22 protein-coding genes are annotated in these 26,373 nt (G+C 52.9%); 11 read left to right on the top strand and 11 right to left on the bottom strand.

Annotation, left to right across the window (positions count from 1 at the left end; genetic code table 11):
- The first annotated feature begins 89 nt into the window (after positions 1–89).
- Complete coding sequence (gene rimO / locus OGX89_RS20075; protein WP_003831616.1) at positions 90–1,397, top strand: 30S ribosomal protein S12 methylthiotransferase RimO; 1,308 nt, start codon at positions 90–92, stop codon at positions 1,395–1,397.
- 92 nt (positions 1,398–1,489) lie between these two features.
- Here the strand turns inward: rimO and gsiD are convergent, their stop codons facing one another.
- From gsiD to OGX89_RS20045, 6 genes are all read right to left on the bottom strand, one after another.
- Positions 1,490–2,401 (bottom strand): glutathione ABC transporter permease GsiD, encoded by a 912-nt coding sequence (gene gsiD, locus OGX89_RS20070; RefSeq protein WP_003831612.1) that lies wholly within the window; start codon positions 2,399–2,401, stop codon positions 1,490–1,492.
- A gap of 2 nt (positions 2,402–2,403) precedes the next feature.
- The gene (gsiC, locus tag OGX89_RS20065; protein ID WP_048235754.1) at positions 2,404–3,324 is read right to left on the bottom strand and encodes a glutathione ABC transporter permease GsiC; all 921 of its coding nucleotides are present in this window, start codon (positions 3,322–3,324) and stop codon (positions 2,404–2,406) included.
- Between the two features lie 46 nt (positions 3,325–3,370).
- A complete protein-coding gene (gsiB, locus tag OGX89_RS20060) occupies positions 3,371–4,909 on the bottom strand; it encodes a glutathione ABC transporter substrate-binding protein GsiB (RefSeq protein WP_126956731.1) in 1,539 nt (512 codons plus the stop codon).
- A 28-nt stretch (positions 4,910–4,937) separates the two neighbouring features.
- Positions 4,938–6,809 carry a glutathione ABC transporter ATP-binding protein GsiA gene (gene gsiA / locus OGX89_RS20055; protein ID WP_126956729.1) on the bottom strand — a complete coding sequence of 624 codons (1,872 nt, stop codon included), beginning with the start codon at positions 6,807–6,809 and terminating at the stop codon, positions 4,938–4,940.
- On the bottom strand, positions 6,796–7,761 hold the full coding sequence (gene iaaA, locus OGX89_RS20050; RefSeq protein WP_003836974.1) for a beta-aspartyl-peptidase: 966 nt from the start codon (positions 7,759–7,761) through the stop codon (positions 6,796–6,798). The genes gsiA and iaaA overlap by 14 nt, the downstream gene beginning before the upstream one ends.
- A 191-nt stretch (positions 7,762–7,952) precedes the next feature.
- Entirely contained in the window at positions 7,953–8,741 is a 789-nt protein-coding gene (locus OGX89_RS20045; protein ID WP_126956727.1) for an aminoglycoside adenylyltransferase family protein, read from the bottom strand.
- Between the two features lie 174 nt (positions 8,742–8,915).
- Between OGX89_RS20045 and moeA the strand changes: the two genes are divergently transcribed.
- Positions 8,916–10,151 carry a molybdopterin molybdotransferase MoeA gene (gene moeA, locus OGX89_RS20040; protein WP_003836978.1) on the top strand — a complete coding sequence of 412 codons (1,236 nt, stop codon included), beginning with the start codon at positions 8,916–8,918 and terminating at the stop codon, positions 10,149–10,151.
- The gene (gene moeB / locus OGX89_RS20035; protein WP_003831603.1) at positions 10,151–10,900 is read left to right on the top strand and encodes a molybdopterin-synthase adenylyltransferase MoeB; all 750 of its coding nucleotides are present in this window, start codon (positions 10,151–10,153) and stop codon (positions 10,898–10,900) included. The genes moeA and moeB overlap by 1 nt, the downstream gene beginning before the upstream one ends.
- Positions 10,901–10,986: 86 nt before the next feature.
- Here the strand turns inward: moeB and fsa are convergent, their stop codons facing one another.
- A complete protein-coding gene (gene fsa, locus OGX89_RS20030; RefSeq protein WP_126956725.1) occupies positions 10,987–11,649 on the bottom strand; it encodes a fructose-6-phosphate aldolase in 663 nt (220 codons plus the stop codon).
- 132 nt (positions 11,650–11,781) lie between these two features.
- Between fsa and OGX89_RS20025 the strand changes: the two genes are divergently transcribed.
- The 4 genes from OGX89_RS20025 to OGX89_RS20010 all read left to right on the top strand — a co-directional run bounded on the left by OGX89_RS20025 (position 11,782) and on the right by OGX89_RS20010 (position 17,528).
- Complete coding sequence (locus tag OGX89_RS20025; protein ID WP_126956723.1) at positions 11,782–12,681, top strand: glycyl-radical enzyme activating protein; 900 nt, start codon at positions 11,782–11,784, stop codon at positions 12,679–12,681.
- A gap of 5 nt (positions 12,682–12,686) precedes the next feature.
- Positions 12,687–15,119, top strand: coding sequence for a glycyl radical protein (locus tag OGX89_RS20020; protein ID WP_126956721.1), 2,433 nt, complete (start codon positions 12,687–12,689; stop codon positions 15,117–15,119).
- A 178-nt stretch (positions 15,120–15,297) separates the two neighbouring features.
- Positions 15,298–16,113 (top strand): Cof-type HAD-IIB family hydrolase, encoded by an 816-nt coding sequence (locus OGX89_RS20015; RefSeq protein WP_126318719.1) that lies wholly within the window; start codon positions 15,298–15,300, stop codon positions 16,111–16,113.
- A 152-nt stretch (positions 16,114–16,265) separates the two neighbouring features.
- Positions 16,266–17,528 (top strand): DUF1479 domain-containing protein, encoded by a 1,263-nt coding sequence (locus tag OGX89_RS20010; protein ID WP_003831596.1) that lies wholly within the window; start codon positions 16,266–16,268, stop codon positions 17,526–17,528.
- 78 nt (positions 17,529–17,606) lie between these two features.
- On the opposite strand, the gene OGX89_RS20005 is transcribed toward OGX89_RS20010, so the two are convergent.
- Entirely contained in the window at positions 17,607–19,199 is a 1,593-nt protein-coding gene (locus tag OGX89_RS20005; protein WP_032934551.1) for an ABC-F family ATPase, read from the bottom strand.
- 228 nt (positions 19,200–19,427) lie between these two features.
- On the opposite strand from OGX89_RS20005, the gene ldtB reads away from it, so the two are divergent.
- Complete coding sequence (gene ldtB, locus OGX89_RS20000) at positions 19,428–20,348, top strand: L,D-transpeptidase (protein ID WP_063940654.1); 921 nt, start codon at positions 19,428–19,430, stop codon at positions 20,346–20,348.
- A gap of 94 nt (positions 20,349–20,442) precedes the next feature.
- On the opposite strand, the gene OGX89_RS19995 is transcribed toward ldtB, so the two are convergent.
- Both OGX89_RS19995 and mntR read right to left on the bottom strand, forming a co-directional pair.
- A complete protein-coding gene (locus tag OGX89_RS19995) occupies positions 20,443–21,552 on the bottom strand; it encodes an anion transporter (protein WP_003831588.1) in 1,110 nt (369 codons plus the stop codon).
- On the bottom strand, positions 21,549–22,022 hold the full coding sequence (mntR, locus tag OGX89_RS19990) for a manganese-binding transcriptional regulator MntR (RefSeq protein ID WP_003831586.1): 474 nt from the start codon (positions 22,020–22,022) through the stop codon (positions 21,549–21,551). Before mntR ends, OGX89_RS19995 begins: the two co-directional genes overlap by 4 nt.
- 186 nt (positions 22,023–22,208) lie before the next feature.
- On the opposite strand from mntR, the gene mntS reads away from it, so the two are divergent.
- Positions 22,209–22,337, top strand: coding sequence for a manganase accumulation protein MntS (gene mntS, locus OGX89_RS19985; RefSeq protein WP_003831584.1), 129 nt, complete (start codon positions 22,209–22,211; stop codon positions 22,335–22,337).
- A gap of 276 nt (positions 22,338–22,613) precedes the next feature.
- Positions 22,614–24,194, top strand: a complete 1,581-nt coding sequence (locus OGX89_RS19980; RefSeq protein WP_126318725.1) for a phosphoethanolamine transferase — start codon at positions 22,614–22,616, stop codon at positions 24,192–24,194.
- Positions 24,195–24,314: 120 nt separating this feature from the next.
- Here OGX89_RS19980 and ompX read toward each other — a convergent pair whose 3' ends face one another.
- Positions 24,315–24,830: an outer membrane protein OmpX gene (gene ompX / locus OGX89_RS19975; protein WP_003831579.1), complete on the bottom strand. Its 516-nt coding sequence runs from the start codon at positions 24,828–24,830 to the stop codon at positions 24,315–24,317.
- 411 nt (positions 24,831–25,241) lie between these two features.
- Between ompX and rhtA the strand changes: the two genes are divergently transcribed.
- Complete coding sequence (gene rhtA / locus OGX89_RS19970) at positions 25,242–26,129, top strand: threonine/homoserine exporter RhtA (RefSeq protein WP_003831578.1); 888 nt, start codon at positions 25,242–25,244, stop codon at positions 26,127–26,129.
- The last annotated feature ends 244 nt before the right edge of the window (positions 26,130–26,373 follow it).

Below are 26,373 nucleotides of genomic sequence, written 5' to 3'. Positions count from 1 at the left end.
TTCTCTCCGTCTTATGCTGATCAGATATAGATGTACCGTGAAGGCATCTGTATAATCCCCCGATTACGAGCAATGTACAGTATAAGAAAATGGCAAAAATTGGTTTTATATCACTAGGTTGTCCGAAAAACCTCGTCGATTCTGAGCGCATCCTGACCGAACTTCGTACCGAAGGCTATGATGTTGTGCCAAGCTACGACGACGCGGATATGGTTATCGTTAATACCTGCGGCTTTATCGACAGTGCGGTTCAGGAGTCCCTGGAAGCAATTGGCGAAGCGCTGAATGAGAACGGTAAGGTGATTGTCACCGGCTGTCTGGGCGCGAAAGTCGATCAGATCCGTGAAGTCCACCCGAAGGTACTGGAAATCACCGGGCCGCATAGCTATGAACAGGTTCTGGAGCACGTTCACCACTATGTGCCAAAACCAAAACACAACCCGTTCCAGAGCCTGGTTCCTGAGCAGGGCGTTAAGCTGACTCCTCGCCATTACGCCTATCTGAAGATTTCCGAGGGCTGTAACCACCGCTGCACGTTCTGCATTATTCCATCCATGCGCGGCGATCTGGTGAGCCGTCCGATTGGCGACGTCCTCAGCGAAGCCAAGCGTCTGGTCGATGCGGGCGTGAAAGAGATTCTGGTAATCTCCCAGGATACCTCTGCTTACGGTGTAGATGTGAAGCATCGTACCGGTTTCCATAACGGCGAGCCGGTCAAAACCAGCATGGTTGATCTGTGCGAACAGTTATCAAAACTGGGGATCTGGACGCGCCTCCATTACGTCTACCCTTACCCGCACGTTGATGATGTGATCCCGCTGATGGCGGAAGGCAAAATCCTGCCGTATCTGGACATCCCGTTACAGCATGCCAGCCCGCGTATTCTTAAACTGATGAAACGCCCGGGCTCCGTGGACAGACAGCTGGCGCGCATCAAGCAGTGGCGTGAAATCTGCCCTGAACTGACGCTGCGCTCCACCTTCATTGTTGGTTTCCCGGGTGAAACGGAAGAAGACTTCCAGATGTTGCTCGACTTCCTGAAGGAAGCGCGTCTGGATCGCGTGGGCTGCTTTAAATACAGCCCGGTAGAAGGCGCTGGCGCTAATGACCTGCCGGATCAAATCCCGGAAGAGGTGAAAGAAGAACGCTGGAACCGCTTTATGCAATTGCAGCAGCAGATCTCTGCTGAACGTTTGCAGGAGAAAGTGGGCCGCGAGATTCTGGTTATCGTTGATGAAGTTGACGAAGAAGGCGCAATTGGTCGTAGCATGGCTGATGCTCCAGAAATCGACGGCGCGGTATACCTGAATGGTGAAACCAAGGTGAAACCTGGCGATATCATCCGCGTGAAGGTCGAAAACGCAGATGAATACGATCTGTGGGGCACCCGCGTTTAATTAGCGTAACCCAACGTAGGCCGGATAAGGCATTTATGCCGCATCCGGCAATGCCTGATGGCGACGCTGAAGCGTCTTATCAGGCCTACGGTTTACCCTTTAATTTTCGGGTCCAGCGCGTCGCGCAGACCATCTCCCAGTAAGTTAAACGCCAGCACCGTCAGGAATATCGCTACCGCCGGGAAAATCGCCACGTGCGGCGCGATCACCATATCAGCGCGCGCTTCATTAAGCATTGCCCCCCACTCCGGCGTCGGCGGCTGTGCGCCTAATCCCAGGAATGACAAGCTCGCGGCAGAGATAATCGACGTACCAATTCGCATGGTAAAGAAGACCACGATCGATGAGACCGTTCCAGGCAGAATATGGTTGAAAATGATGGTCGCATCGCTGGCACCAATACTGCGCGCAGACTCAATAAACGTCTGTTGCTTCAGCACCAGCGTATTCCCGCGCACCAGGCGCGCGAAGGCTGGAATGGAGAAAATGGCCACGGCAATGATCACATTAGCAATTCCGCTGCCCAGCACGGCGACCACGGCTATCGCCAGCAATATCCCCGGAAAGGCGAACAGCACATCGCAGATTCGCATGATCAGTCGATCCCACCAGCCTTCGTAGTATCCCGCCAGCAGCCCCAGTACCGTACCAATCGCCGCGCCAATAAACACGGCAAAGACTCCTGCCGCCAGCGAGATTTGCGCGCCAACCAGCACGCGGCTAAAAATATCCCGTCCCAGTGAGTCAACGCCAAACCAATGCAGCATCGACGGCCCATCATTCAAACGGTCATAATCGAAGTAATTCTCGGCATCAAATGGCGTCAGCCAGCGGGCAAAAATCGCCACCATGATCAGGAGCAATACAAACAGCCCAGCGACCATCGCCATGTGCTGTCGACGGAACCGACGCCAGAACTCATGCCACGGTGTGCGTATCTGCTCTGGCTTAACAAGGGGCATCGCATTTAAAATCGCCTGTCGGCGCCAGTTAAAAAATCGCATCCTTACTTGTACCTGATAGCCGGATTAATGGCAGCGTAGAGCACATCCACCACTAAGTTAATAAGAATAAATTCCAGAGAAAACAACAGTACCTCGGCCTGAATCACCGGGTAGTCGCGCATTTCGACGGAGTCCACCAACAGTCGCCCAAGCCCAGGCCAGTTGAACACCTTCTCAACCACGATTGATCCACCAAGCAAAAAGCCAAACTGTAGTCCCATCATGGTGACCACCGGGATCATCGCATTACGCAGACCATGTTTTAACACCACCCAGGTTTCACTCACCCCTTTAGCCCGCGCGGTACGCATATAATCTTCGCTGAGCACATCAACAAACGAGGCGCGAGTAAATCGGGCTAACACCGCAGCCACCGCTGCGCCCAGCGTAATAGACGGTAGGATATAGTGCATCCAGGTGTCAGCGCCAACGGTGGGTAACCAACCGAGCTCAACGGAGAATATCTGCATCAGCAGCATGCCAAGCGCAAACGCCGGGAACGAGATCCCGGTGACTGCCAGCGTCATGCTTAATCTGTCCGGCCAACGATTTCGCCATACGGCAGCAATGATCCCTGCCGTCATACCAAACAATACCGCCCACGCCATACTGGCAATAGTCAGCCATAGTGATGGCATAAAACGACTGGCTATCTCTTCAGAAACCGGGCGACGAGAAACCATCGACGTGCCAAAATCGCCTTGCAATACATTGGTCATGTAATGCCAGAACTGAACATGCAACGGCTGGTCCAGACCCAGCTGCTTGCGCACCAGTTCAATCACCTCGGCGTCAGCTTCCGGTCCGGCAATCAGCCGGGCCGGATCGCCGGGTAGCAGGTGAACAAATAAAAATACCAGCACCGCAACAATCAACAGAGTTGGAATCAACCCCAGCAGGCGCTTGAAAACATAGTTAAGCATCACGCTCCCTTCGCCGGCCCCTGGGCTGCGGGGCCGAATGAATAGCTTATTTTAAATCCGCATCATCAAAGCTAAATCCGGTATCCGGCATGATCCAGAATCCGGTCAACCTGGTGCTGTGCGCCGAAATCAGTTTTTCCACTACCAGCGGGATCCACGGCGACTCTTTCCAGATAATATCCTGCGCGTCTTTGTACAGCTTCGCTTTCTGCGCCGGATCGTTAGTTTGCAACGCTGCCGATAAATCACTGTCCACCTGCTTATTGCTGTAGAACGCCGTGTTAAACAGAGTTGGCGGCCAGTTTTGTGATGCAAATAGCGGTGACAGCGCCCAGTCAGCTTCACCCGTAGACGCCGACCAACCGGTGTAGAACATCCGTACCCCGCTCTCTTTCTGCGCTTTCCCTTCCACTTCCGCGGCGCGCTGACCAGCATCCATCGCTGTAACCTGAGCCTTAATGCCCACCTGCGCCAGCTGCTGCTGGGTAAATTGCAGCACTTTCTGCGCGGTACTGTGGTTATGCGAAGACCATAGCGTAGTGGTAAAACCGTTCGGATAACCTGCTTCTTTCAGCAGTTCGCGCGCTTTCGCCGGGTCGTAGGGCCACGGCGTATAGCTTTGCGCATAGGCTATCGACGGGGGGAGAACGCCGGTTGCCGGCGTCGCGTAACCAGCAAAAGCCACTTTCACCAGCGCCTGGCGGTTGATGGCATAGTTCAGCGCTTCACGCACTTTTGGGTTGTCGAACGGTTTTTGCGTGACGTTCATGCTGATATAACGCTGCATAATAGACGGACTGGCCACCAGTTCCAGGTTTTTGTTCTTCGCCAGTAACGCCGCCTGCTCGTAAGGGATTGGGAAGGCAAACTGCGCTTCCCCAGTTTGTAGCATGGCTGCACGCGTGTTGTTGTCGGTCACCGGACGCCAGGTAATCGTATCCAGCTTTGGCAGCCCTTGCTGCCAGTAGCCCGCGAACTTCTTAACCTTCACGAAATCCGTCTGATTCCAGGTATCAAGCTGGTACGGCCCGGTCCCCACAGGATGGAAACCGATCTCCTTACCGTATTTCTCCAGCGCGGCGGGAGAAATCATCACCGTTGCCGGGTGCGCCAGAATATTGATAAAGGCAGAGAACGGCTGTTTCAGCGTAATCTTCACCGTCGACGGATCGACGACTTCGGTTTTATCGATATTCTTATACAGGTTGTAACGTTTCAGATGGTTTTCCGGGTTACTGGCCCGATCGAGGTTAGCTTTAACCGCAACGGCGTTGAAGTCGGTGCCATCCTGAAACTTCACCCCCTGACGCAGCTTAAGGGTATAGGTCAGCCCATCATCAGAAACCGTATAACTCTCCGCGAGCACATTTTTCAGTTTCATCTCTTTATCAAGGCCAAACAACCCCTGATAAAACGACTTCGCTACCGCCTGCGACAACGTGTCATTCGCGTCATAGGGGTCGAGCGTCGTGAAATTGGATCCCACCGCCACCACCACATCTTTGGCGGCCCAGCCAGGCGATGCGGCCAGTGCAGAGACCACTCCCACAGCAACCAGCCATTTTCGAGCAACAATTTTTGTCATGTTATTCTCCTTAAACCCTGCCTGCCTGTTATAAACGCGAAAGCGCATTTTCTGGTTGCCCACGCGCAACATAATGCCCCGGACCAACTAACTGGAGCGAAACGGGGGAAATCTCTTCGCCACGTTTGCGAATATTGCTGGGGATATCGTCCGACAACAGCACGCGCTGGGGACGGTGATGGGATGGATCGGCGACCGGAACTGCCGCCATCAGCTTGCGAGTGTACGGATGTTGCGGATTTTCAAACACCGCCCGCCGGGTGCCTATCTCAACGATCTGCCCCAGATACATCACCGCCACACGGTGACTGATCCGTTCCACTACCGCCATATCGTGGGAAATAAACAGATATGCGATACCCAATTCTCGCTGCAGGTCGAGCATCAGGTTGATGATTTGCCCACGAATTGAAACATCCAGCGCCGAGACAGATTCATCGGCAATAATCACTTTGGGATTGAGCGCCAATGCCCGTGCAATACAGATACGCTGACGCTGACCGCCGGAAAACTCATGCGGATAGCGCCAGGCATGCTCAGGTAGCAAGCCTACACGTTCCAACAACCATGCAACCCGTTTTGACCCCGCATCGCCCTGCAATAACCCATGTACCCGTAGCGGCTCCAGAATGGAATATCCCACGGTCTGGCGCGGATCGAGCGAGGCATACGGATCCTGGAAGATAAACTGAATATCCCGACGCAGCGGCTGCAACTTGCTGGCAGCAAGGGTATCAATACGCTGTCCGTTGAAAATGATTTCCCCACGCTGAGACTCAACCAGGCGCAGCAGCGCCCGCCCGGTGGTGGATTTCCCGCAGCCTGACTCCCCCACCAGCGAGAGCGTTTCTCCCGGCCACAGGTCAAAACTGACGTTTTCCACTGCATGCACCTCGCGAGTCACGCGATTTAGAATGCCGCTGCGCAGAGGAAAACGCGTCACCAAATTTCGTACCCGCAGAATAGGCTCGCCTTCAACCACGGTGTCCTGCTCGGTCTGCGGTTCTACATGACTGGGATCGTGCAATGAAATAAGCGGGAAACGGCGTGGAAGCTCATGCCCGTTCATCGCCCCAAGCTGCGGCACGGCTGCCAACAGCGCTTTGGTATAGGGATGCTGGGGATTGTGAAAAATCTGTTCAACGCTGCCGGTTTCTACCGCCTCGCCCTGATACATCACCAGCACGCGGTCGGCAATATCCGCCACGACGCCCATATCGTGGGTAATGAAGATCACTCCCATCGACATATCCTGCTGCAACACTTTTATTAGTTGCAGGATCTGCGCCTGAATGGTGACATCCAGCGCGGTCGTCGGCTCATCGGCAATTAAAACCGCAGGGCGACACGACAGTGCCATGGCGATCATCACCCGCTGGCGCATACCGCCGGAAAGCTGGTGTGGATATCGCGATAAAATCGCCTTCGCCTCGGGGATACGCACCTGATCGAGCATTCGCTTCGCTTCTACCATCGCCTCTTCATGGCTGGCGCCCTGGTGCAAGCGTATAGACTCTGCAATCTGCTCGCCCACGGTAAACACCGGATTGAGCGATGTCATAGGCTCCTGGAAGATCATCGCGATATCCGCACCGCGCACGTGACGCATTTGTGATGCGCTCTGTTCACCCAGCTCAATAACCTGTCGGTTACGGCGTCGTAGCAGCATTTCATCGCAGCTCACCTCGCCGCCGGCCTGTTCAATCAGACGCATCAGCGACAAGGCTGTTACCGATTTTCCTGAACCGGATTCGCCCACGATCGCCAGCGTTTCGCCACGCTTCAGGCGAAATGACAGATTGCGCACCGCACTGACGCGCTGCTGCTCCTGTTCAAAGGCAATATTCAGATTGCTGACTGCCAGCACGTCGCTGGCATCAAGCTCATCACTGTGTGGCAACGCTATCTCCTTTTTCCCGATAAATACCGGTGGTTGGCGTATCGCCTGCGTATCCCCAGGCGCGGTACATGCCTTCGCTATTAAACGGCAAGGCGACATTGCCCTCATGATCGATAGCAATTAAACCGCCGCTGCCACCGAGCGCCGGTAATTTTTCCATTACTACGCGTTCACACGCCTCCGATAAACTCAGGCCGCCGTAATCCATCAACGCCGCAATGTCATAGGCCGCCAGCGCACGAATAAAGACTTCCCCGGTTCCGGTGCAGGAGACTGCCACACTTGCGTTATTGGCATAACAGCCTGCGCCGACCAACGGACTGTCACCCACCCGCCCCGGTAATTTGTTGGTCATTCCACCGGTCGATGTTGCGGCCGCCAGATTGCCAAACATATCTAACGCGACCGCCCCCACGGTACCCATTTTATTGTTTTCATCCAGCGGGCTCGCGCTATGGTCCAGCACCGTTTCACCCGCTGTTCGCGCCGCCAGCAGTTGAGCATAGCGTTCTGGCGTAGAGAAAATATCCGCTGATACGCGTTCCATACCCTGCGCAATGGCAAAGTTCTCAGCCCCTTCACCTATCATCATGACGTGTGGGCTGTGTTCCATTACCAGGCGCGCCGCGAGAATCGGATTGCGTAAATGGCTGACTCCGGCGACGGCTCCCGCATTAAGCGTGTTACCGTCCATCACGCAGGCATCCAGTTCATGGGTTTCATCACGGGTATATACCGCGCCAATTCCGGCATTAAACAACGGACACTCTTCCAGTAAGCGCACGGCTTCGGTCACCACATCCAGTGCGCTACGACCGTCCTCTAGCATCCGCTGGCCGGTTTCAACGATATCCGACAGCGCCTGAATATAACGCAACTCTTGCTCCTGACTCAGCTGCGAACGGGTGATAGCCCCTGCGCCGCCGTGAATTGCAATGACTGCTTTACCCATTTTTTTCGTCCATTAGGTGGCAGGTACCGGGGTTATAAATATCAGAATTTCTGTGACTTATTGATTCGATTTTTGAATATAGAAAGATGCAGACGTCATGTAAAGGTAAAGGCCCGTACCTCACGCCCCATCCCATCAGGTTATTTAAATGAGTTAAACAGAAAGTGTATCTTCCAACATCGTTGAATATATTATTCAAGCCGATCGGCAATCTGTTTTTTTGCATAAAACACAAAGCGTTCAACAGACGGCATAGATGCAGTCCAGTTCTTTTTGGTTAACCCCAGGTATTCCGCACGTGCGGCTTGCAGCGTATCCGCATACTCATCGGGTAATTGCGGTATAAGCCAGGAGGCGGCTTCATCTTTAGCGACAATATTGCCCGTAACTACGCTGTACCAAATACGCGCCAGAGTAAGGATGATATTTCGCTCGTCACCTTCTAAATCGCCCGGTTTCTGCCACATATCAAGGATATGCCGAAATGTTTGCACGACATCGCTAAAAGGGATGACGTTGAATAACGTCTCAGCGGGTTCACCGAACAACGCTACGCTGGCGCGCCGGGCCTGGGTCAGCAGGATGGAAAGATCAGGATCCACCTGCGCCGGTTCATACACGCCAGCGCAGATATCATCACGCAACCATTCGCCAAACTGCATCTCTCTCGCCGGAGGGAATCGCCACGGCACAAGTTGTGAATAGACCACGATGGTCACTTCCAGCGCCCGATAGTTATCAACGCTGCCAGGCGGTGCTGATATTTCCAGAAAACCCTGCATCAGATCTTTTCTTTGCCAGGTATTCAGTGGCTGCCTAATGGTAACCAGTAAATCGATATCGCTTTGGGGCTTTAAGCCACCTTCAACAGCAGAGCCATACAAATGAACAGCAACCAGGTCGCCCTCTATAATCCGCGCAATCAGTGCACTGGCGGCATTCACCTGTTGTCGAATTGAATTCGGGATAGTCGCAGCCATTTAGCCTCCTGGAAAAAAGCAGAAATAATGAGTCTATACTGCATTTTTCCTGTAGCGCTATTCTCTGGCAGAAAACCTGTCTCAGATCGGATCCTAAGCCTGAGGTAGCATACTGTCCGCGTCCATTTTCTGACATAATGAGCGGATTCGATTTTGCCCCGCAGGAGTCTTCTCATGGAATTTACCGCCGGACTGATGCCGCTTGAAACGGCTCTCTCTCAGATGCTTTCGCGTATTACCCCACTTACCGCCGTCGAAACGCTGCCGCTGGTTCAATGCTTTGGTCGCATTCTGGCCACCGACGTCGTCTCCCCGATTGATGTGCCGGGATTCGATAACTCGGCAATGGATGGCTATGCGGTGCGATTAGCCGATTTACAATCAGACCAGCCTCTTGCTGTGGCTGGCAAAGCCTTTGCTGGTCAACCATTCCACGGCGAGTGGCCTGCGGGAACCTGCATCCGCATTATGACCGGTGCCCCGGTGCCTGCCGGTTGTGAAGCCGTGGTGATGCAGGAGCAAACGGAACAAACTGACGACGGTGTGCGTTTTACCGCCGACGTTCGCAGCGGACAAAATATTCGTCTGCGCGGCGAAGATATCGCAAACGGCGCGGTGGTATTCCCTACCGGAACTCGTCTGACAACCGCCGAGCTTCCTGTTCTGGCCTCGCTCGGCATTGCCGAAGTACCGGTCGTTCGCAAAGTTCGCGTGGCGTTGTTCTCCACCGGTGATGAGCTGCAACTGCCGGGTCAGCCGCTGGGCGACGGGCAGATTTATGACACAAACCGTCTGACCGTTCACCTGATGCTGCAGCAGTTGGGCTGCGAAGTGATCAACTTAGGAATTATTCGCGACGATCCCAACGCGCTGCGAGCCGCATTTATCGAAGCCGACAGCCAGGCCGACGTCGTCATCAGCTCTGGCGGCGTTTCGGTAGGCGAAGCGGATTACACCAAAACCATTCTGGAAGAGCTGGGAGAAATTGCCTTCTGGAAGCTTGCCATCAAACCGGGTAAACCGTTCGCGTTTGGTAAACTGAGCAACAGCTGGTTTTGCGGCCTGCCGGGTAACCCGGTGTCTGCAGCCCTCACCTTTTATCAGCTGGTGCAACCGCTGCTGGCGAAACTCAGCGGAAACACCGCCTGTGGGTTACCTCCGCGCCAGCGCGTGCGCACCGCCTCACGCCTGAAGAAAACGCCAGGGCGTCTGGATTTTCAACGTGGTGTATTGCAGCGTACTGCGGAAGGCGAACTGGAAGTCACCACCACCGGACACCAGGGCTCGCATATTTTTAGCTCCTTTAGCCAGGGCAACTGCTTTATCGTGCTGGAGCGCGATCGCGGTAACGTTGAGGCCGGAGAATGGGTTGAGGTCGAGCCGTTTAACGCACTGTTTGGAGGCCTGTAATGGCAGAACTCAGCGACCAGGAGATGATGCGCTATAACCGGCAAATCATTCTGCGCGGCTTCGATTTCGAAGGTCAGGAAGCGCTCAAAGATGCGCGGGTACTGGTCGTTGGTCTGGGGGGGCTGGGATGCGCAGCAACCCAGTACCTTGCGGGCGCTGGCGTCGGGCATTTAACCCTGCTCGACTTTGACACGGTCTCCGTGTCGAACCTCCAACGCCAGACGCTGCACAGCGATGCGACCGTTGGACAGCCCAAAGTGCTCTCCGCCCGCGACGCACTGGCGCGGATTAACCCTTACATCGCCATTACGCCAGTGAATGCGCTGCTGGAAGAAAACCAGATTCACGCGCTGATCGCCGAGCACGATTTGGTGCTGGACTGTACGGATAACGTCAGCATCCGCAATCAGCTGAATGCCGGATGCTTCGCCGCCAGGGTTCCGTTGGTTTCTGGGGCGGCAATTCGCATGGAAGGACAAATTACCGTCTTTACGTATCAGGAAGGAGAGCCATGCTACCGTTGCCTGAGTCGTCTGTTCGGTGAAAACGCCCTGACCTGCGTCGAGGCAGGAGTGATGGCCCCGCTGATCGGCGTGATTGGCTCGTTACAGGCGATGGAGGCCATTAAGTTGCTGGCAAACTATGGTAAACCGGCGTCTGGAAAAATCGTCATGTACGACGCCATGACCTGCCAGTTTCGCGAAATGAAGCTAATGCGCAACCCGGGGTGTGAGGTTTGCGGGCAGTAAAAAAGTCGGGTGGCGGCTTCGCCTTACCCGACCTACAACGGCTCCAACGTAGGCCGGGTAAGCGTTAGCGCCATCCGGCAACAGCATCAGATCGACGTGCGTCCAAATGCACTCTGCCAGTCGTGCTCAAACTTCGCGACGGCAGCATCAACTGCCGGAGAGCTAATCATCTGCTGAGCAACATCCAGCGGTAGCGTGATGGACTCGCAGCCCGCCAGCAGACAATCCAGCGCCTGACGCGGTGTTTTAAAACTGGCTGCCAGTACTTTGGCGTGCGGGGCATGCATTTTCAGTAACGTCTGCAGGTCGGTCACCGTCCGGATGCCATCCCCTCCTTGCGCATCCACGCGGTTAACATATGGCGCAACGTATTCCGCACCCGCCAGAGCAGCCAATAACCCTTGAGCTGCACCGTATACCGCAGTACCCAACGTCGGGATCCCTTCTTCTTTCAGCAATTTTATAGCCGCCAGACCTTCTGCTGTCACCGGCACTTTGACCACGATATTAGAAATGATTGCCCGCAGCTTACGCGCATCGCTGACCATCCCTTCGGCGGTGGTCGCCATCACCTGAGCAAACAGACGCCCTTGCCCTCCCGTCGCCTCCTGCAGTTGCGGCAGTAGTACTTCCAGCGTCTGGTTCCCTGCCGCCACAATGCTCGGGTTAGTGGTCACCCCTGCCAGCGGGAAAATGCGCGCCAGGGCTTTTACCGCATCAACATCAGACGTATCTAAATAGAGTTCCATAAGCTTTCCTCAAACGAATAATTAGCATGAATAAAAGGTAGCACGGCGAAACCTCACGGTTAGTTGACGCATGTCAATATAACTTTCATTCGAAAGTAATTTAATCTTTATACGAAAGAAAAGAGGTCGCTTATGATTTTCAATATCCAGCGCTACTCCACGCATGATGGCCCCGGGATCCGTACTGTGGTGTTCCTTAAGGGATGCTCCCTGGGCTGTCGGTGGTGCCAGAATCCGGAAAGCCGCGCCCGCACGCAGGACCTGCTTTATGACGCGCGTTTGTGCCTTGACGGTTGCGATCTCTGTGCTCAGGCTGCACCCGCGGTGATTGAACGGGCGCTGGGCGGATTACTTATTCATCGCGAAAAACTGACCGATGACGTCCTCGCAGCGCTGACCCACTGCTGTCCAACGCAGGCGCTAACCGTCTGTGGAGAGGTAAAAAGCGTGGACGACATCATGGCGACCGTATTGCGTGATAAACCGTTTTACGATCGCAGCGGAGGGGGCCTCACCCTGTCAGGCGGCGAACCGTTTATGCAGCCAGAGCTGGCGGCAGCGTTACTCAAGGCCAGCCACGACGCCGGCATTCATACCGCAGTGGAAACCTGTCTGCATGTCCCGTGGAAGTATATTGAACCATCATTACCTGACGTCGATCTATTTCTGGCCGATCTAAAACACGTGGCGGATGCGCCGTTTAAACAATGGACCGATGGGCGTGCCTCTCGCGTACTGGAAAATCTAAAAAAATTGGCTGCCGCCGGTAAAAAAATGATTATCCGCGTACCGCTGATTCAGGGATTCAACGCAGACGAAGCTGCTATTCAGGCCATTACCGATTTTGCCGCCGATGAGCTTCACGTCGGTGAGATCCATTTCTTGCCCTACCACACCCTGGGCATCAACAAATACCACTTACTCAGTCAACCCTACAACGCACCGGATAAACCGCTTGATGCGCCAGCACTGCTCGAATTTGCCCAGCAGTACGCCAGCCTTAAAGGTTTAACCGCGACCCTACGAGGATAATCGCCATGACCACTCTGAAACTGGACACACTCAGCGACCGTATCAAAGCGCATAAAACGGCCCTGATCCACATCGTGAAACCACCGGTTTGTACCGAGCGCGCCCAGCACTATACCGAGATGTATCAGCAACACCTGGATAAGCCTATCCCGGTACGTCGCGCACTGGCACTAGCCCATCATCTGACGGAACGCACCATCTGGATCAAACATGACGAACTGATCATTGGTAACCAGGCAAGCGAAGTGCGTGCCGCGCCTATTTTCCCGGAATACACCGTCTCCTGGATTGAAAAAGAGATCGACGACCTCGCCGACAGACCGGGTGCAGGATTTGCGGTAAGCGAAGAGAACAAACGTGTATTGCATGAGGTGTGCCCATGGTGGCGTGGTCAAACCGTGCAGGATCGCTGCTACGGGATGTTCACTGATGAGCAGAAAGGGCTGCTGGAAACCGGCATTATCAAAGCCGAAGGTAACATGACCTCCGGCGACGCGCACCTGGCGGTAAACTTCCCGCTGCTGCTGGAAAAAGGTCTCGACGGCCTGCGTCACAAAGTCGATGAACGTCGCTCCCGCATCAATCTGACATGTCTGGAAGACCTCCATGGCGATCAGTTCCTGAAAGCGATAGATATCGTGCTGGAGGCCGTCAGCCTGCACATTGAGCGCTTTGCCGCGCTGGCACGTAAAATGGCATCCACAGAAACTCGCGCCAGTCGTCGAGATGAACTGCTGACCATGGCGGAAAACTGTGATGTTATCGCCCATGAGCCGCCAAAAACATTCTGGCAGGCGCTGCAGCTGTGCTATTTCATCCAGTTGATCCTGCAAATTGAATCTAACGGTCACTCGGTGTCGTTTGGTCGTATGGATCAATACCTCTACCCATTCTATCGTCGCGACGTCGAACTGAACCAGAGCCTTGATCGTGAGCACGCTATTGAACTGTTGCACAGCTGCTGGTTGAAACTGCTGGAAGTGAACAAAATCCGTTCCGGCTCCCATTCGAAAGCCTCGGCGGGCAGTCCGCTGTATCAGAACGTGACCATTGGTGGTCAAAACCTGGTCAACGGTCAGCCGATGGATGCCGTCAACCCGCTCTCCTACGCCATTCTGGAGTCCTGCGGCCGCCTGCGTTCTACGCAGCCAAACCTGAGCGTGCGTTATCACGCGGGGATGAGTAATGACTTCCTCGATGCCTGCGTGCAGGTGATCCGCTGCGGCTTCGGGATGCCCGCCTTTAACAACGATGAAATCGTCATACCGGAATTCATTAAGCTGGGCATTGAACCGCAGGACGCCTATGACTATGCGGCTATTGGATGTATCGAAACCGCTGTTGGTGGGAAATGGGGCTATCGTTGCACCGGCATGAGCTTTATTAACTTTGCCCGCGTGATGCTGGCGGCACTGGAAGGTGGGCGCGATGCCACCAGTGGCAAAGTCTTTCTGCCACAGGAAAAAGCGCTCTCAGCCGGTAACTTCAACAATTTCGACGAAGTGATGGACGCCTGGGATACACAGATCCGCTACTACACGCGTAAATCCATAGAAATTGAGTATGTCGTCGATACCATGCTGGAAGAGAACGTGCACGATATTCTGTGCTCCGCGCTGGTAGACGACTGCATTGAGCGGGCGAAAAGCATTAAGCAAGGCGGCGCGAAGTATGACTGGGTATCGGGTTTGCAGGTGGGTATTGCCAACCTCGGTAACAGCCTGGCTGCAGTGAAGAAACTGGTCTTTGAACAGGGCGCTATCGGTCAACAACAGCTGGCCGCCGCGCTGGCCGATGATTTTGACGGTCTGACCCATGAGCAGTTACGCCAACGACTGATCAACGGCGCGCCGAAATACGGTAACGATGACGATAGCGTTGATACGCTGCTGGCCCGCGCTTATCAGACCTATATCGATGAACTGAAACAGTATCATAATCCGCGTTACGGACGTGGCCCGGTTGGCGGCAATTACTACGCCGGGACCTCGTCTATTTCTGCAAACGTGCCTTTTGGCGCAGCAACGATGGCAACGCCGGATGGCCGTAAAGCACACACTCCACTGGCAGAAGGCGCCAGTCCGGCTTCCGGTACGGACCATCTCGGCCCAACGGCGGTAATTGGTTCGGTGGGTAAACTGCCGACCGGTTCGATTCTTGGCGGCGTGCTGTTAAATCAGAAGCTCAACCCGGCCACGCTGGAAAATGAATCCGATAAGCAAAAGCTGATGATCCTGCTGCGCACCTTCTTCGAAGAGCACAAAGGCTGGCATATTCAGTACAACATTGTCTCCCGTGAAACGCTGCTGGAAGCCAAAAAACACCCGGATCAATATCGTGACCTGGTGGTCCGTGTAGCAGGTTATTCCGCCTTCTTCACTGCGCTTTCTCCGGATGCGCAAGACGACATCATCGCGCGTACTGAACATATGCTGTAAACAATATTGTCGGCCGGATGAGATTCCGCACCGCCATCCGGCACGCTACCCTCCCCATTGCCGGGTAAGGCGAAGCTACCACCCGGCTTTTTACTTTCATTCGAAATTAAATTTGTGCTACAGGTCACATTGTTATTAGAATGTTTCTGGTTGCAGTAATCGCCAGGAGCCTATCTTTATGACCATCAAAGTTATCGTCACCGATATGGACGGAACTTTTCTCGACGACGCCAAGAAATACGATCGTGCACGTTTTATGGCGCAGTATCAGGAACTGAAAAAACGAAATATTGAATTTGTCGTGGCCAGCGGCAACCAGTATTACCAGCTGATCTCCTTTTTCCCGGAGCTCAAAGAGGAAATTTCCTTTGTCGCCGAGAACGGGGCGTTAGTTTTTGAACATGGCAAACAGCTATTTCATGGCGAGCTAACCCGCCACGAGTCCCGTATTGTCATTGGTGAACTGCTAAAAGATAAGCAGCTCAACTTTGTGGCTTGTGGGCTGCAAAGCGCTTACGTTAGCGAAAATGCGCCGGAGTCCTTTGTCGCATTGATGTCAAAACACTACCATCGCCTGAAACCTGTAAAAGATTATCAGGATATCGACGATGTGCTGTTCAAGTTCTCGCTAAATTTACCGGACCAACAAATCCCATTGGTTATCGATCACCTGCATGCTGCGCTGGACGGCATCATGAAGCCCGTCACCAGCGGCTTCGGGTTTATCGATCTGATCATTCCGGGCTTACATAAAGCCAACGGGATCAGCCGCCTGCTTAAACGCTGGAACCTGTCACCGCAAAACGTAGTCGCCATTGGCGATAGCGGCAACGACGCGGAAATGCTGAAAATGGCGCACTACTCTTTCGCCATGGCCAACGCGGCAGAGAGTATTAAAGCGATTGCTCGCTATCAGACCGACGACAACAACCATCAGGGCGCGCTGAACGTAATTCAGGCAGTGCTGGATAACACCTCCCCTTTTAACGTCTAATCCTGCCAACCGGGGTATCCCTCATCCCGGTTTTCACTCTTTTTCCATTTTGCTCACTCCATCAAGCTTTAAACTTGCGTTAACTAAATTTTAACTTATATTATCATCTGTAAGTTATTTTTGTTTCGAATGAAAGTTAATGCGAGGTGGATATGGCTTTTACTTTTACCAGCGACACGCTGCCCGCCGATCACAAAGCGGCAATCCGGCAGATGAAACGGCAACTGCGGGCACAGCTTGGGGATGTTCAGTTGATCTTCAATCAGTTGAGCGACGCTATCGCCGCCCGCGTGGCAGAAATCAACGCCCTCAAAGCACAGGGAGCCCCGGTGTGGCCAGTGATATCTTATGCAGATATCAAAGCTGGCCACGTAAATGCAGAGCAGCGTGAAGAAATTAAGCGCCGCGGATGCGCGGTTATTAAAGGTCATTTCCCTCGCGAACAGGCTCTCGGCTGGGACAGCTCAATGCTGGACTATCTGGACCGCAACCACTTTGACGACGTCTATAAAGGACCAGGCGATAATTTCTTCGGTACCCTGAGCGCATCACGACCTGAAATCTACCCCATCTACTGGTCCCAGGCGCAGATGCAGGCCCGCCAGAGTGAAGAAATGGCCAATGCACAGTCGTTTCTCAATCGTTTGTGGACCTTTACAAGCGAAGGTAAACAATGGTTTAACCCGGATGTCAGCGTTATTTACCCTGACCGCATTCGCCGTCGACCGCCGGGAACCACGTCCAAAGGGCTGGGCGCGCATACGGATTCCGGCGCGCTGGAACGCTGGCTTCTTCCGGCATATCAGCAGGTCTTTGCTCATGTATTCAATGGCAAGCTGGAAGATTACGATCCGTGGCAGGCGGCGCATCGCACCGAGGTAGAAGAGTACACGGTGGATAACACCACCAAATGTTCGGTATTCCGTACCTTCCAGGGCTGGACTGCACTGTCCGATATGCTGCCAGGTCAGGGATTGTTGCATGTGGTCCCGATCCCTGAAGCGATGGCGTATGTACTGTTACGCCCATTGCTTGACGATGTGCCAGAAGATGAACTTTGCGGCGTCGCGCCCGGCCGGGTGCTGCCGATTTCCACGCAATGGCATCCGCTGCTGATTGAAGCGTTAACCAGCATTCCACAACTGGACGCCGGAGACTCCGTCTGGTGGCATTGTGATGTGATTCACTCCGTCGCACCGGTGGAAAATCAGCAGGGTTGGGGTAACGTGATGTACATTCCTGCCGCACCGATGTGCGAAAAGAATCTGGCCTACGCCCACAAAGTGAAGGTCGCGCTGGAAAAGGGTGCGTCGCCGGGTGATTTTCCACGGGAGGATTATGAAACTAACTGGGAAGGACGCTTCACGCTGGAGGATTTGAATATCCACGGTAAACGCGCGCTGGGGATTGTTTAATTTTATATACCCTTATCCCTAAGTATCCCGTGTTACAGGTGCAACCATCACACCTGTAACACGAGAACGACGGGATAATTATTCGACGCCTTTGCTACGCAGGTAATCTTCGTAGTTACCGGTGAAGTCAATTACACGTTCTGGCGTAATTTCAATCACGCGGGTTGCCAGCGAGCTGACGAACTCACGGTCGTGAGAAACGAAGATCAGCGTGCCCTGGTACATTTCCAGCGCCATGTTCAGCGACTCGATAGATTCCATATCCAGGTGGTTGGTCGGTTCATCCATAACCAGGATATTCGGTTTCTGCATCATCAGTTTACCGAACAGCATGCGTCCTTTTTCACCACCGGAGAGCACTTTCGCAGGTTTCTTGATATCGTCCTGGCTGAACAGCAGACGGCCAAGGAAGCTACGTACTACCTGCTCATCATCGCCTTCTTGTTTCCACTGGCTCATCCATTCGAAAACAGTCAGATCGTTTTCGAACTCGTATTCATGATCCTGTGCGTAGTAACCGACCTGGGCGTTCTCAGACCACTTAACGGTACCGTTGTCCGGCTGCAAGTCGCCAACCAACGTTTTCAGCATAGTGGATTTACCCACGCCGTTGGCACCAATGATGGCAACCTTCTCCCCTACTTCCAGCAGCAGGTTGAAGTTTTTAAACAGCGGGCCTTCATCAAAACCTTTCGCCAGCGCTTCCACTTCCAGCGCGTTACGGAACAGTTTCTTATCCTGTTCGAAGCGGATAAACGGGTTCTGACGGCTGGACGCTTTCACTTCGTCGAGCTTAATCTTATCAATCTGACGCGCACGAGAAGTCGCCTGTCGAGATTTAGACGCGTTGGCGCTAAAGCGGCTGACGAAGGATTGCAGATCGGCAATCTGTGCTTTCTTCTTGGCGTTATCGGCCAGCAGACGTTCACGCGCCTGGGTTGCCGCCGTCATGTATTCGTCGTAGTTACCCGGATAAACACGCAGTTCGCCGTAGTCCAGATCCGCCATGTGCGTACAGACCATGTTCAGGAAGTGACGGTCGTGCGAAATGATAATCATGGTGCTGTCACGCTCGTTCAGCGTCTGCTCCAGCCAGCGGATAGTGTCGATATCCAGGTTGTTCGTTGGTTCGTCGAGCAGCAGAATGTCCGGGTTAGAGAACAGCGCCTGCGCCAGAAGCACACGCAGCTTCCAGCCGGGCGCGACTTCGCTCATCGGGCCGTAATGCTGTTCTACCGGAATGCCTACGCCCAGCAGCAGTTCACCCGCACGCGCTTCCGCAGAGTAGCCGTCCATTTCGCCATACTGAACTTCGAGGTCAGCCACTTTATAGCCGTCTTCTTCGCTCATCTCGGCCAGGCCGTAGATACGATCGCGCTCCTGCTTCACTTCCCACAGTTCAGCATGACCCATAATAACGGTGTCAAGCACGGTGAACTCTTCAAAGGCGAACTGATCCTGACGCAGCTTACCGATGCGCTCGTTCGGATCGAGTGAAACGTTACCCAGCGTCGGTTCGAGGTCGCCGCCGAGAATTTTCATAAAGGTGGATTTACCGCTACCGTTCGCGCCAATCAGGCCGTAACGATTGCCGCCGCCAAACTTGACGGAAATATTTTCAAACAGCGGCTTACTGCCGAACTGCATAGTGACGTTGCTGGAAACTAACACAGGCGTATCCTGAAAGAGAAAGAAATATGTGACAAACCGCTTATTATGCCATAAGTCTGCAATAAGATCGCGCCGTTCATGCTGCGCAGATAAAGTGAAAGCAAAAGGAAAAAAATGTGATTTAGTACACATCCGAATTCCTTGTTGCTCAGAATGCACATATAATGCGTGCCCAACACTACATAAATCTCAACCCACTAGCCTGCTTGGCTTCAGAATCTCGCAAAAATGAATATGAAATTGACAACGCTTTTCGCGGCGGCGCTCGCGGTAGTTGGTTTTTGTAACACTGCTTCAGCCGTCACGTACCCGCTGCCTACCGATGGTAGTCGTTTAATTGGCCAAAACCAGGTTATCACCATTCCTGAAGGCAACACCCAGCCGCTGGAATACTATGCGGCAGAGTACCAGATGGGTCTGTCTAACATGCTGGAAGCCAACCCGGGCGTGGATACCTTCCTGCCGAAAGGCGGCACCGTGCTGAACATTCCTCAGCAGTTGATCCTGCCGGATACTGTGCATGAAGGTATTGTTATCAACAGCGCTGAAATGCGTCTGTACTACTACCCGAAAGGCACCAACACCGTAATTGTTCTGCCGATCGGTATCGGCCAGCTGGGCAAAGACACGCCAATCAACTGGACCACCAAAGTAGAACGTAAAAAAGCGGGCCCAACCTGGACGCCAACGGCGAAAATGCATGCGGAATACCGCGCTGCAGGCGAGCCGCTGCCAGCCGTTGTTCCGGCGGGTCCGGATAACCCGATGGGTCTGTACGCGCTGTATATCGGTCGCCTGTATGCCATCCATGGCACCAATGCTAACTTCGGCGTCGGCTTACGCGTCAGCCACGGTTGCGTGCGTCTGCGTAACGACGACATCAAATTCCTGTTTGAAAATGTGCCAGTCGGCACCCGCGTACAGTTTATCGATGAGCCGGTAAAAGCCACTACCGAACCAGACGGCAGCCGTTACATCGAAGTACATAACCCACTGTCTACGACTGAAGCACAGTTCGAAGGCGGAGAAATCGTACCGATTACCCTGACCAAGAGCATTACCAGCATCACCGGCCAGTCTGACGTCGATCAGGCCGTCGTTGAGCAGGCGGTACAGAACCGTTCAGGTATGCCGGTTCGTCTGAACTAATCTGCTATTTATGCCCGATGGCGCTACGCTTATCGGGCCTACCAACGCAGTAGGCCGGATTAGGCGCCGGCCGCCATCCGGCACACCACATCAATTACATCAACAGCAGCAAACCATACCCCACCAGCGCCGCCCATATCAGCATCGGTACCGAATACCAATGAAAACGCCACCAGATCCGTCGGTCGTTTGCCATCCGTAACGCAATGAGATTCGCCAGCGATCCCGGCAACAGCCCAAAGCCGCCCACATTAACCGCCCAGGCCAGCAGCAGCGTCGGCGGGACATAGTTCAGCAGCAAAATCGTACTGGGCACATTACTGATAAACTGCGACAAGCCAATAGCCGTTAACCAAAGTCCCGGTGCTGAGAGCGTGCCAATCTGGTGGGTAATCCCCTGCAAGGCCGGGAGCTGCGTCAGCAAATGCACATCAATGAACATCGCCATAAACACTAACAGCAACGTCCAGTCCACGCTGAGGATCACGCGACGCGCCAGCACCATGAACCCTGCCGCCACAATCGCCAGACCCCACAGCTCTTGCTTTAACTCCAGCGCCGCAAGGAAGACGATATACAGCGCCAGACAGCTCCATACCAGGCGTGGTTGCCAGTCAGGTGCGCGCGTACCGGTATGATAGTGCAACGCTTTAGGCGGGAAACTGAACCAGCACAGCACCACCAGCGTCAGCATCATGGCCCCCGCAAGCGGCGCCATTTGCCAGGTAAACGCGGTAAACGATAAGCCTGAGCGTCCCCACATCAGAATGTTTTGTGGATTGCCTATTGGCGTGAGCAACGATCCGGCATTTACCGCCAGCGCCTCAAAGATAATCAGGCGATTCACCGGAATGGCACATAATTTTTTCAGCGTGATGGTTAGCGGAACAACAATAAACAATGCAACGTCGTTGGTCAGAAACGTCGACAACAACGCCGCCGCCAGCACCATAAATATCGCCAGCTGGCGCTCTGTTTTGAAGCGGCGGGTCATCTTACGCCCTAACACATCGAAATAACCGCTTAGCTCTACGCCTTTGGTCAGTAACATCAGGCCGCTAAGCGTGATAATCGTGTGCCAGTCAATCGCCCCTGGCCAGGACCGGGGCGTAAATGGCGTGAACAGACTCAGTACAACCCCAACGATGATTAACAGCTGGAAAAAACGATCGCGCTGTAAGGCACGTAATAAAGGAAAACTCATTCAGAGCCAGTTCCTTGCTGTTGCGTAAACCGGCTAAAAGCCTCCAGCGTTTCCTTACTGACGTGATGCTCCATCCCCTCCGCGTCGCGACGGGCAATTTCCGGGCTGATGCCTAACATCAACAGGAAATTTTCCACAATCTGATGACGTTCCCGGCTCTCCTGGGCTAGTCGTTCACCTTCTGCGGTTAAAAACACCCCACGCCACGGAATCATTTCAATCAATCCGACTGAAGCAAGGCGCTTAAGCATTTTAGCAACCGTCGGCTGAGAAACCCCAAGTCGCGCTGCCATATCCACCTGGCGCGCTTCACCCACCTCAATAATGAGATCGGAAATCAGCTCTACGTAGTCATCAATCAGTTCGCGGCGATGCGCCTCCCGGACCTGACGAAATCCTTCAACGTGTTCTTCGACATTCACCAATTGCGTCACTTTTTTTGTTGTTGGCATACCTGCGCGACGACTCATTCTGCTTCCTCGTTACTGTGACGCGTTAACGGCATCTGATTAGAGAGCGCTCATTGTAAACCAGAGTTGCGTGGGCACAAAAAATTAACGTTTTAGCAATAGCTATATAATATAGCCTGTGCTATATCTGTATATAATAAAGACATCCCTCAAGGACTGATGGGATCGTGAAGTCAGGAGGTTTACATGAATGAATTTAAGAGGTGTATACGCGTGTTTAGCCACTCTCCCTTTAAAGTACGGTTGATGCTGATCTCTATGCTGTGTGACATGATTAACAGCAAACCAGAGCAGGATAAACCTTCAGAAAAATAATGCGGCGTCGCGGTACGCCGCTTCATTTTCCTACCGTCATCCGGGTACGGTGGTGGTTTTCGTCTCAATAACCCTTCTTTTTGTCAGTTTTGCCACGTCCCTCGCAAAACAATTTCTTTGTAGTAGTTGACCTTCTCTTGCGCACACTCTATCTTTTCGCAGCCCTGCGTATATTGCGGCTCGCGGATGCGGACCCTATCCCTCTTCTCGCTCTCTCAGGCAGGCAATGACCCTTAGCGCCAGGGTAAGCACATGGCGTTTTTGTAACAGTGGCATATGAATTTAACCCTCAAAGATTCAATCATTGCTCGTAGCCGGGCAATTAGTCCGTGGACTGGCCTCTATTTCTTACAGTCTCTGCTGATCAACCTTGCACTGGGCTATCCACTTAGCCTGCTCTATAGCGTTGCTTTCACCTGTATATTGATGCTGCTGTGGCGTAGCGCGCCGCGCGCGCAGAAAGCACTGATTGGCATTTGCTCACTCGTTGCGGCAATGTATTTTCCGTTCGGCCAGGCTTACGGCTCACCGAACTTCAATACCTTACTGGCGCTGCACTCAACCAATATGGAAGAGTCAACCGAGATCCTGACCATCTTCCCCTGGTACAGTTATCTGGTTGGAGTGTTTATTTTTGCCCTTGGCGTTATCGCCGTACGCCGTAAAAAAGATGTGCAGCAGCGCAGCTGGAATAAGTTCGACAGCATTTGTTTGCTGTTCAGCGTTGTCGCATTCTTTGTTACCCCGGTACAAAACCTGGCCTGGGGCGGCGTGTTCAAGCTGAAAGATACTGGCTATCCAGTTTTCCGTTTCGCCAAGGACGTTATCGTCAATAACAACGAAGTGCTCGACGAACAAGAGCGTATGGCGAAACTGTCGAGCGTAAAAGACAGCTGGACGGTAACCGCCGTTAAACCGAAGTATCACACCTACGTCGTGGTGATCGGTGAAAGCGCCCGCCGCGATGCGTTAGGCGCGTTTGGCGGTCACTGGGATAACACCCCGTTTGCCAGCTCCGTTAACGGCTATATCTTCGCGGATTACATTGCTGCCAGCGGTTCAACGCAAAAATCGCTCGGCTTAACGCTTAATCGGGTAGTGGATAATAAACCCCAGTTCCAGGATAACTTTGTCACCCTGGCTAACCGTGCGGGCTTCCAGACATGGTGGTTTTCCAATCAGGGACAGATTGGTGAATACGATACGGCCATCGCCAGCATTGCGAAGCGCGCTGATGAGGTTCAGTTCCTCAAAAGCGGTGACTTCGAAGCGGATAAAAACACCCGTGACGAAGCGCTGTTGAAGATGACTGCCCAGGTGCTGGCAACCGAGCGCACTCAGCCACAGCTCATCGTGCTGCATTTAATGGGCTCGCATCCGCAGGCCTGTGACCGAACACAGGGTAAATACGAGACTTTCGTCCAGTCAAAAGAGACATCTTGTTATCTGTACACCATGACGCAGACGGATGACCTGCTTCGCCAGCTTTACGAGCAGTTACGTAACAGCGGTAATAGTTTCTCGATGGTCTATTTCTCCGATCATGGCCTCGCGTTTAAAGAGCGGGGAAAAGAGGTGCAGTACCTGGCGCATGACGATCAGTTCCAGCAGAATTTCCAGGTGCCTTTCATGGTGCTTTCGAGCGATGATAAAGCGCATCGGGTGATTAAAGCCCGTCGCTCCGCCAATGATTTCCTCAGTTTTTTCTCGCAGTGGACAGGGATCAGCGCAAAGGAAATCACCAACAGCTACCGCTTTATCTCAGAGAAAAAAGCCGGGCCGGTGTACATCACCAACTTCAAACTGCAGAAGGTGGACTACAACCATCTGGGTACCGATATTTTCTCAACCAAATAATACGCTTGTAGGCCGGATAAGACGCACTGTGTCTTATCCGGCCTACAACGAACTTCCTTCCAGGATTACAGACAAAAAAAATCCGCCCCAAGAGGCGGATTTTTCATATCACCGAAGTGATTAGAAGCGGTAACCCACGCCAGCAATCCAGGTGCCAACGTCAACGCTACGAATACGGCTCTGCTCGTAGGAGAAGTCCAGAGCAACGTTTTCGATCGGGTTGAACTGCAGGCCCGCACCATAAGAGAAACCGTAGTCGCTGGTGCTGTGGTTGTAAGTCGAAGATTCTACGTTCTGGAATTTACCGTAACCAACACCCACAACGCCGTAGATGCTTGCCCAGTCGTTCAGACGGTAAGCCGGACCAGCAGTGATGCCGTAGTATTGGGTTTTGTTGTAGTCGCCAGAAGCATCGGTACGATCTTTTTCAGTGTAAGTAAAGGAACCGATAACACCCAGCGGGTTGTTGTCCTGCTCGTAGCGATACTTCAGGTTGAAACCGTTCATTTTGTTCGCTGCGCCCTGAGCATCGCTCTGAGCGTAACCACCGGTAACGGTAGAAGTAGCAGCTACAGCAGTACCTGCGGAGAAAGCCAGAACAGCGGCCAGTGCTGAAAGACATGCAATTTTTTTCATAACCACCTCAAATGTGCTTCAAGTAAATCTTAAGTTTTAAATATACCAAAAATTGATGGGAAACTCTTTGCGATTCGCGATGTCTAACGGGGTCTTTCATGTAACAGAACATTTCAAAAACCCGCTATCTCTTTCAATTAACATCACTTTTTCAATTGAAAATACCATTATTGCGCGCACAATATGGCACATTCATCCAGAACATTCCTAATCACACAGATTATTAATCCATCGTTTTCATGCCATTGTACGGAACTGAGCAATTTTTTTTTCAACGAATACTCAACCAGTTGAGCGTAATTCCATTACACTCGCTGTTTTACTTTTCTATACATAAAATCATCTGCGTCGTAACAATGCTGAAGCGTGGCACAGATGGATATGTGTAATCATCATTTGACAGGAGAAAGGATGCCGGGGTTGTCACGTAAAGCGCCAGTCTGGTTGCCTATTTTGGTTTTGCTTATTGCTATGTCCTCCATTCAAAGCGGAGCATCACTGGCAAAATCGTTGTTCCCACTCGTCGGTGCGCCAGGCGTTACCGCGCTGCGCCTTGCGCTGGGTACGCTCATTCTTATCACTTTCTTTAAGCCCTGGCGTTTACGATTCGCCAAAGAACAACGCCTGCCGCTACTGTTTTATGGCCTGTCTCTGGGCGGGATGAACTACCTTTTCTACCTGTCAATCCAAACCGTCCCACTGGGAATCGCCGTGGCGCTGGAATTTACCGGCCCGCTCGCGGTAGCGCTGTTTTCATCCCGACGCCCGGTGGATTTCATTTGGGTTGCGTTGGCAGTGCTCGGGCTTTGGTTCCTGCTGCCTCTGGGTCAGGACGTTTCTCACGTAGATTTAACGGGTGCTGCACTGGCGCTGGGGGCTGGTGCCTGCTGGGCCATCTATATTCTTACCGGGCAGCGAGCCGGCGCGGAACACGGTCCTGCGACCGTCGCGGTAGGGTCATTCATTGCAGCACTGGTATTTGTACCAATCGGCGCACTCCAGGCCGGAGATGCCCTGTGGCACTGGTCCATTTTGCCGTTAGGTCTGGCCATTGCAGTCCTCTCTACTGCGCTTCCCTATTCGCTGGAGATGATTGCGTTAACGCGCCTACCTACGCGTACTTTCGGTACATTGATGAGCATGGAACCCGCGCTGGCCGCGATTTCCGGAATGATCTTCCTCGGTGAAACGCTGACGCTTATCCAGACGTTCGCTCTGGGCGCCATTATTGTCGCATCAATGGGCTCTACGCTCACTATTCGTAAAGAGCCACAAATAAAACAAGTCGACGTGAATTAACCACGTAATATTCTGCATGGTTTGCATAATCATGCAGAATATCCAATTGTAAATCTGCGTGATAATAATTCTAATAAATATAATTTTCTCATCCGCATATTTCATTTAATCTTAAAATTAACATAAAAATAACACCACACAAGTAACAAAACACTCATTGCATTGATTTTATTTGATATTTTATATTTACCCTCGTCTTCGCTATTAAAGTGATAGGCAACACCGGAAACAAAAATCCAAATTT

The organism is Citrobacter sp. Cpo103 (genome assembly GCF_030332605.1).
In the GTDB taxonomy this organism is placed as follows: domain Bacteria; phylum Pseudomonadota; class Gammaproteobacteria; order Enterobacterales; family Enterobacteriaceae; genus Citrobacter; species Citrobacter portucalensis.
Note: the sequence above shows the minus strand (reverse complement) of the source record. Positions and strands in the feature narration are given on the sequence as shown.

What these genes read in the sequence shown, in the direction of transcription:
- rimO (WP_003831616.1), top strand. Translation starts at nt 90, where the DNA reads ATGGCAAAAATTGGTTTTATATCACTAGGTTGTCCGAAAAACCTCGTC.
- gsiD (WP_003831612.1), bottom strand. Translation starts at nt 2,401, where the DNA reads ATGCGATTTTTTAACTGGCGCCGACAGGCGATTTTAAATGCGATGCCC.
- gsiC (WP_048235754.1), bottom strand. Translation starts at nt 3,324, where the DNA reads ATGCTTAACTATGTTTTCAAGCGCCTGCTGGGGTTGATTCCAACTCTG.
- gsiB (WP_126956731.1), bottom strand. Translation starts at nt 4,909, where the DNA reads ATGACAAAAATTGTTGCTCGAAAATGGCTGGTTGCTGTGGGAGTGGTC.
- iaaA (WP_003836974.1), bottom strand. Translation starts at nt 7,761, where the DNA reads ATGGGTAAAGCAGTCATTGCAATTCACGGCGGCGCAGGGGCTATCACC.
- OGX89_RS20045 (WP_126956727.1), bottom strand. Translation starts at nt 8,741, where the DNA reads ATGGCTGCGACTATCCCGAATTCAATTCGACAACAGGTGAATGCCGCC.
- moeA (WP_003836978.1), top strand. Translation starts at nt 8,916, where the DNA reads ATGGAATTTACCGCCGGACTGATGCCGCTTGAAACGGCTCTCTCTCAG.
- moeB (WP_003831603.1), top strand. Translation starts at nt 10,151, where the DNA reads ATGGCAGAACTCAGCGACCAGGAGATGATGCGCTATAACCGGCAAATC.
- fsa (WP_126956725.1), bottom strand. Translation starts at nt 11,649, where the DNA reads ATGGAACTCTATTTAGATACGTCTGATGTTGATGCGGTAAAAGCCCTG.
- OGX89_RS20025 (WP_126956723.1), top strand. Translation starts at nt 11,782, where the DNA reads ATGATTTTCAATATCCAGCGCTACTCCACGCATGATGGCCCCGGGATC.
- OGX89_RS20020 (WP_126956721.1), top strand. Translation starts at nt 12,687, where the DNA reads ATGACCACTCTGAAACTGGACACACTCAGCGACCGTATCAAAGCGCAT.
- OGX89_RS20015 (WP_126318719.1), top strand. Translation starts at nt 15,298, where the DNA reads ATGACCATCAAAGTTATCGTCACCGATATGGACGGAACTTTTCTCGAC.
- OGX89_RS20010 (WP_003831596.1), top strand. Translation starts at nt 16,266, where the DNA reads ATGGCTTTTACTTTTACCAGCGACACGCTGCCCGCCGATCACAAAGCG.
- ldtB (WP_063940654.1), top strand. Translation starts at nt 19,428, where the DNA reads ATGAATATGAAATTGACAACGCTTTTCGCGGCGGCGCTCGCGGTAGTT.
- OGX89_RS19995 (WP_003831588.1), bottom strand. Translation starts at nt 21,552, where the DNA reads ATGAGTTTTCCTTTATTACGTGCCTTACAGCGCGATCGTTTTTTCCAG.
- mntR (WP_003831586.1), bottom strand. Translation starts at nt 22,022, where the DNA reads ATGAGTCGTCGCGCAGGTATGCCAACAACAAAAAAAGTGACGCAATTG.
- mntS (WP_003831584.1), top strand. Translation starts at nt 22,209, where the DNA reads ATGAATGAATTTAAGAGGTGTATACGCGTGTTTAGCCACTCTCCCTTT.
- OGX89_RS19980 (WP_126318725.1), top strand. Translation starts at nt 22,614, where the DNA reads ATGAATTTAACCCTCAAAGATTCAATCATTGCTCGTAGCCGGGCAATT.
- ompX (WP_003831579.1), bottom strand. Translation starts at nt 24,830, where the DNA reads ATGAAAAAAATTGCATGTCTTTCAGCACTGGCCGCTGTTCTGGCTTTC.
- rhtA (WP_003831578.1), top strand. Translation starts at nt 25,242, where the DNA reads ATGCCGGGGTTGTCACGTAAAGCGCCAGTCTGGTTGCCTATTTTGGTT.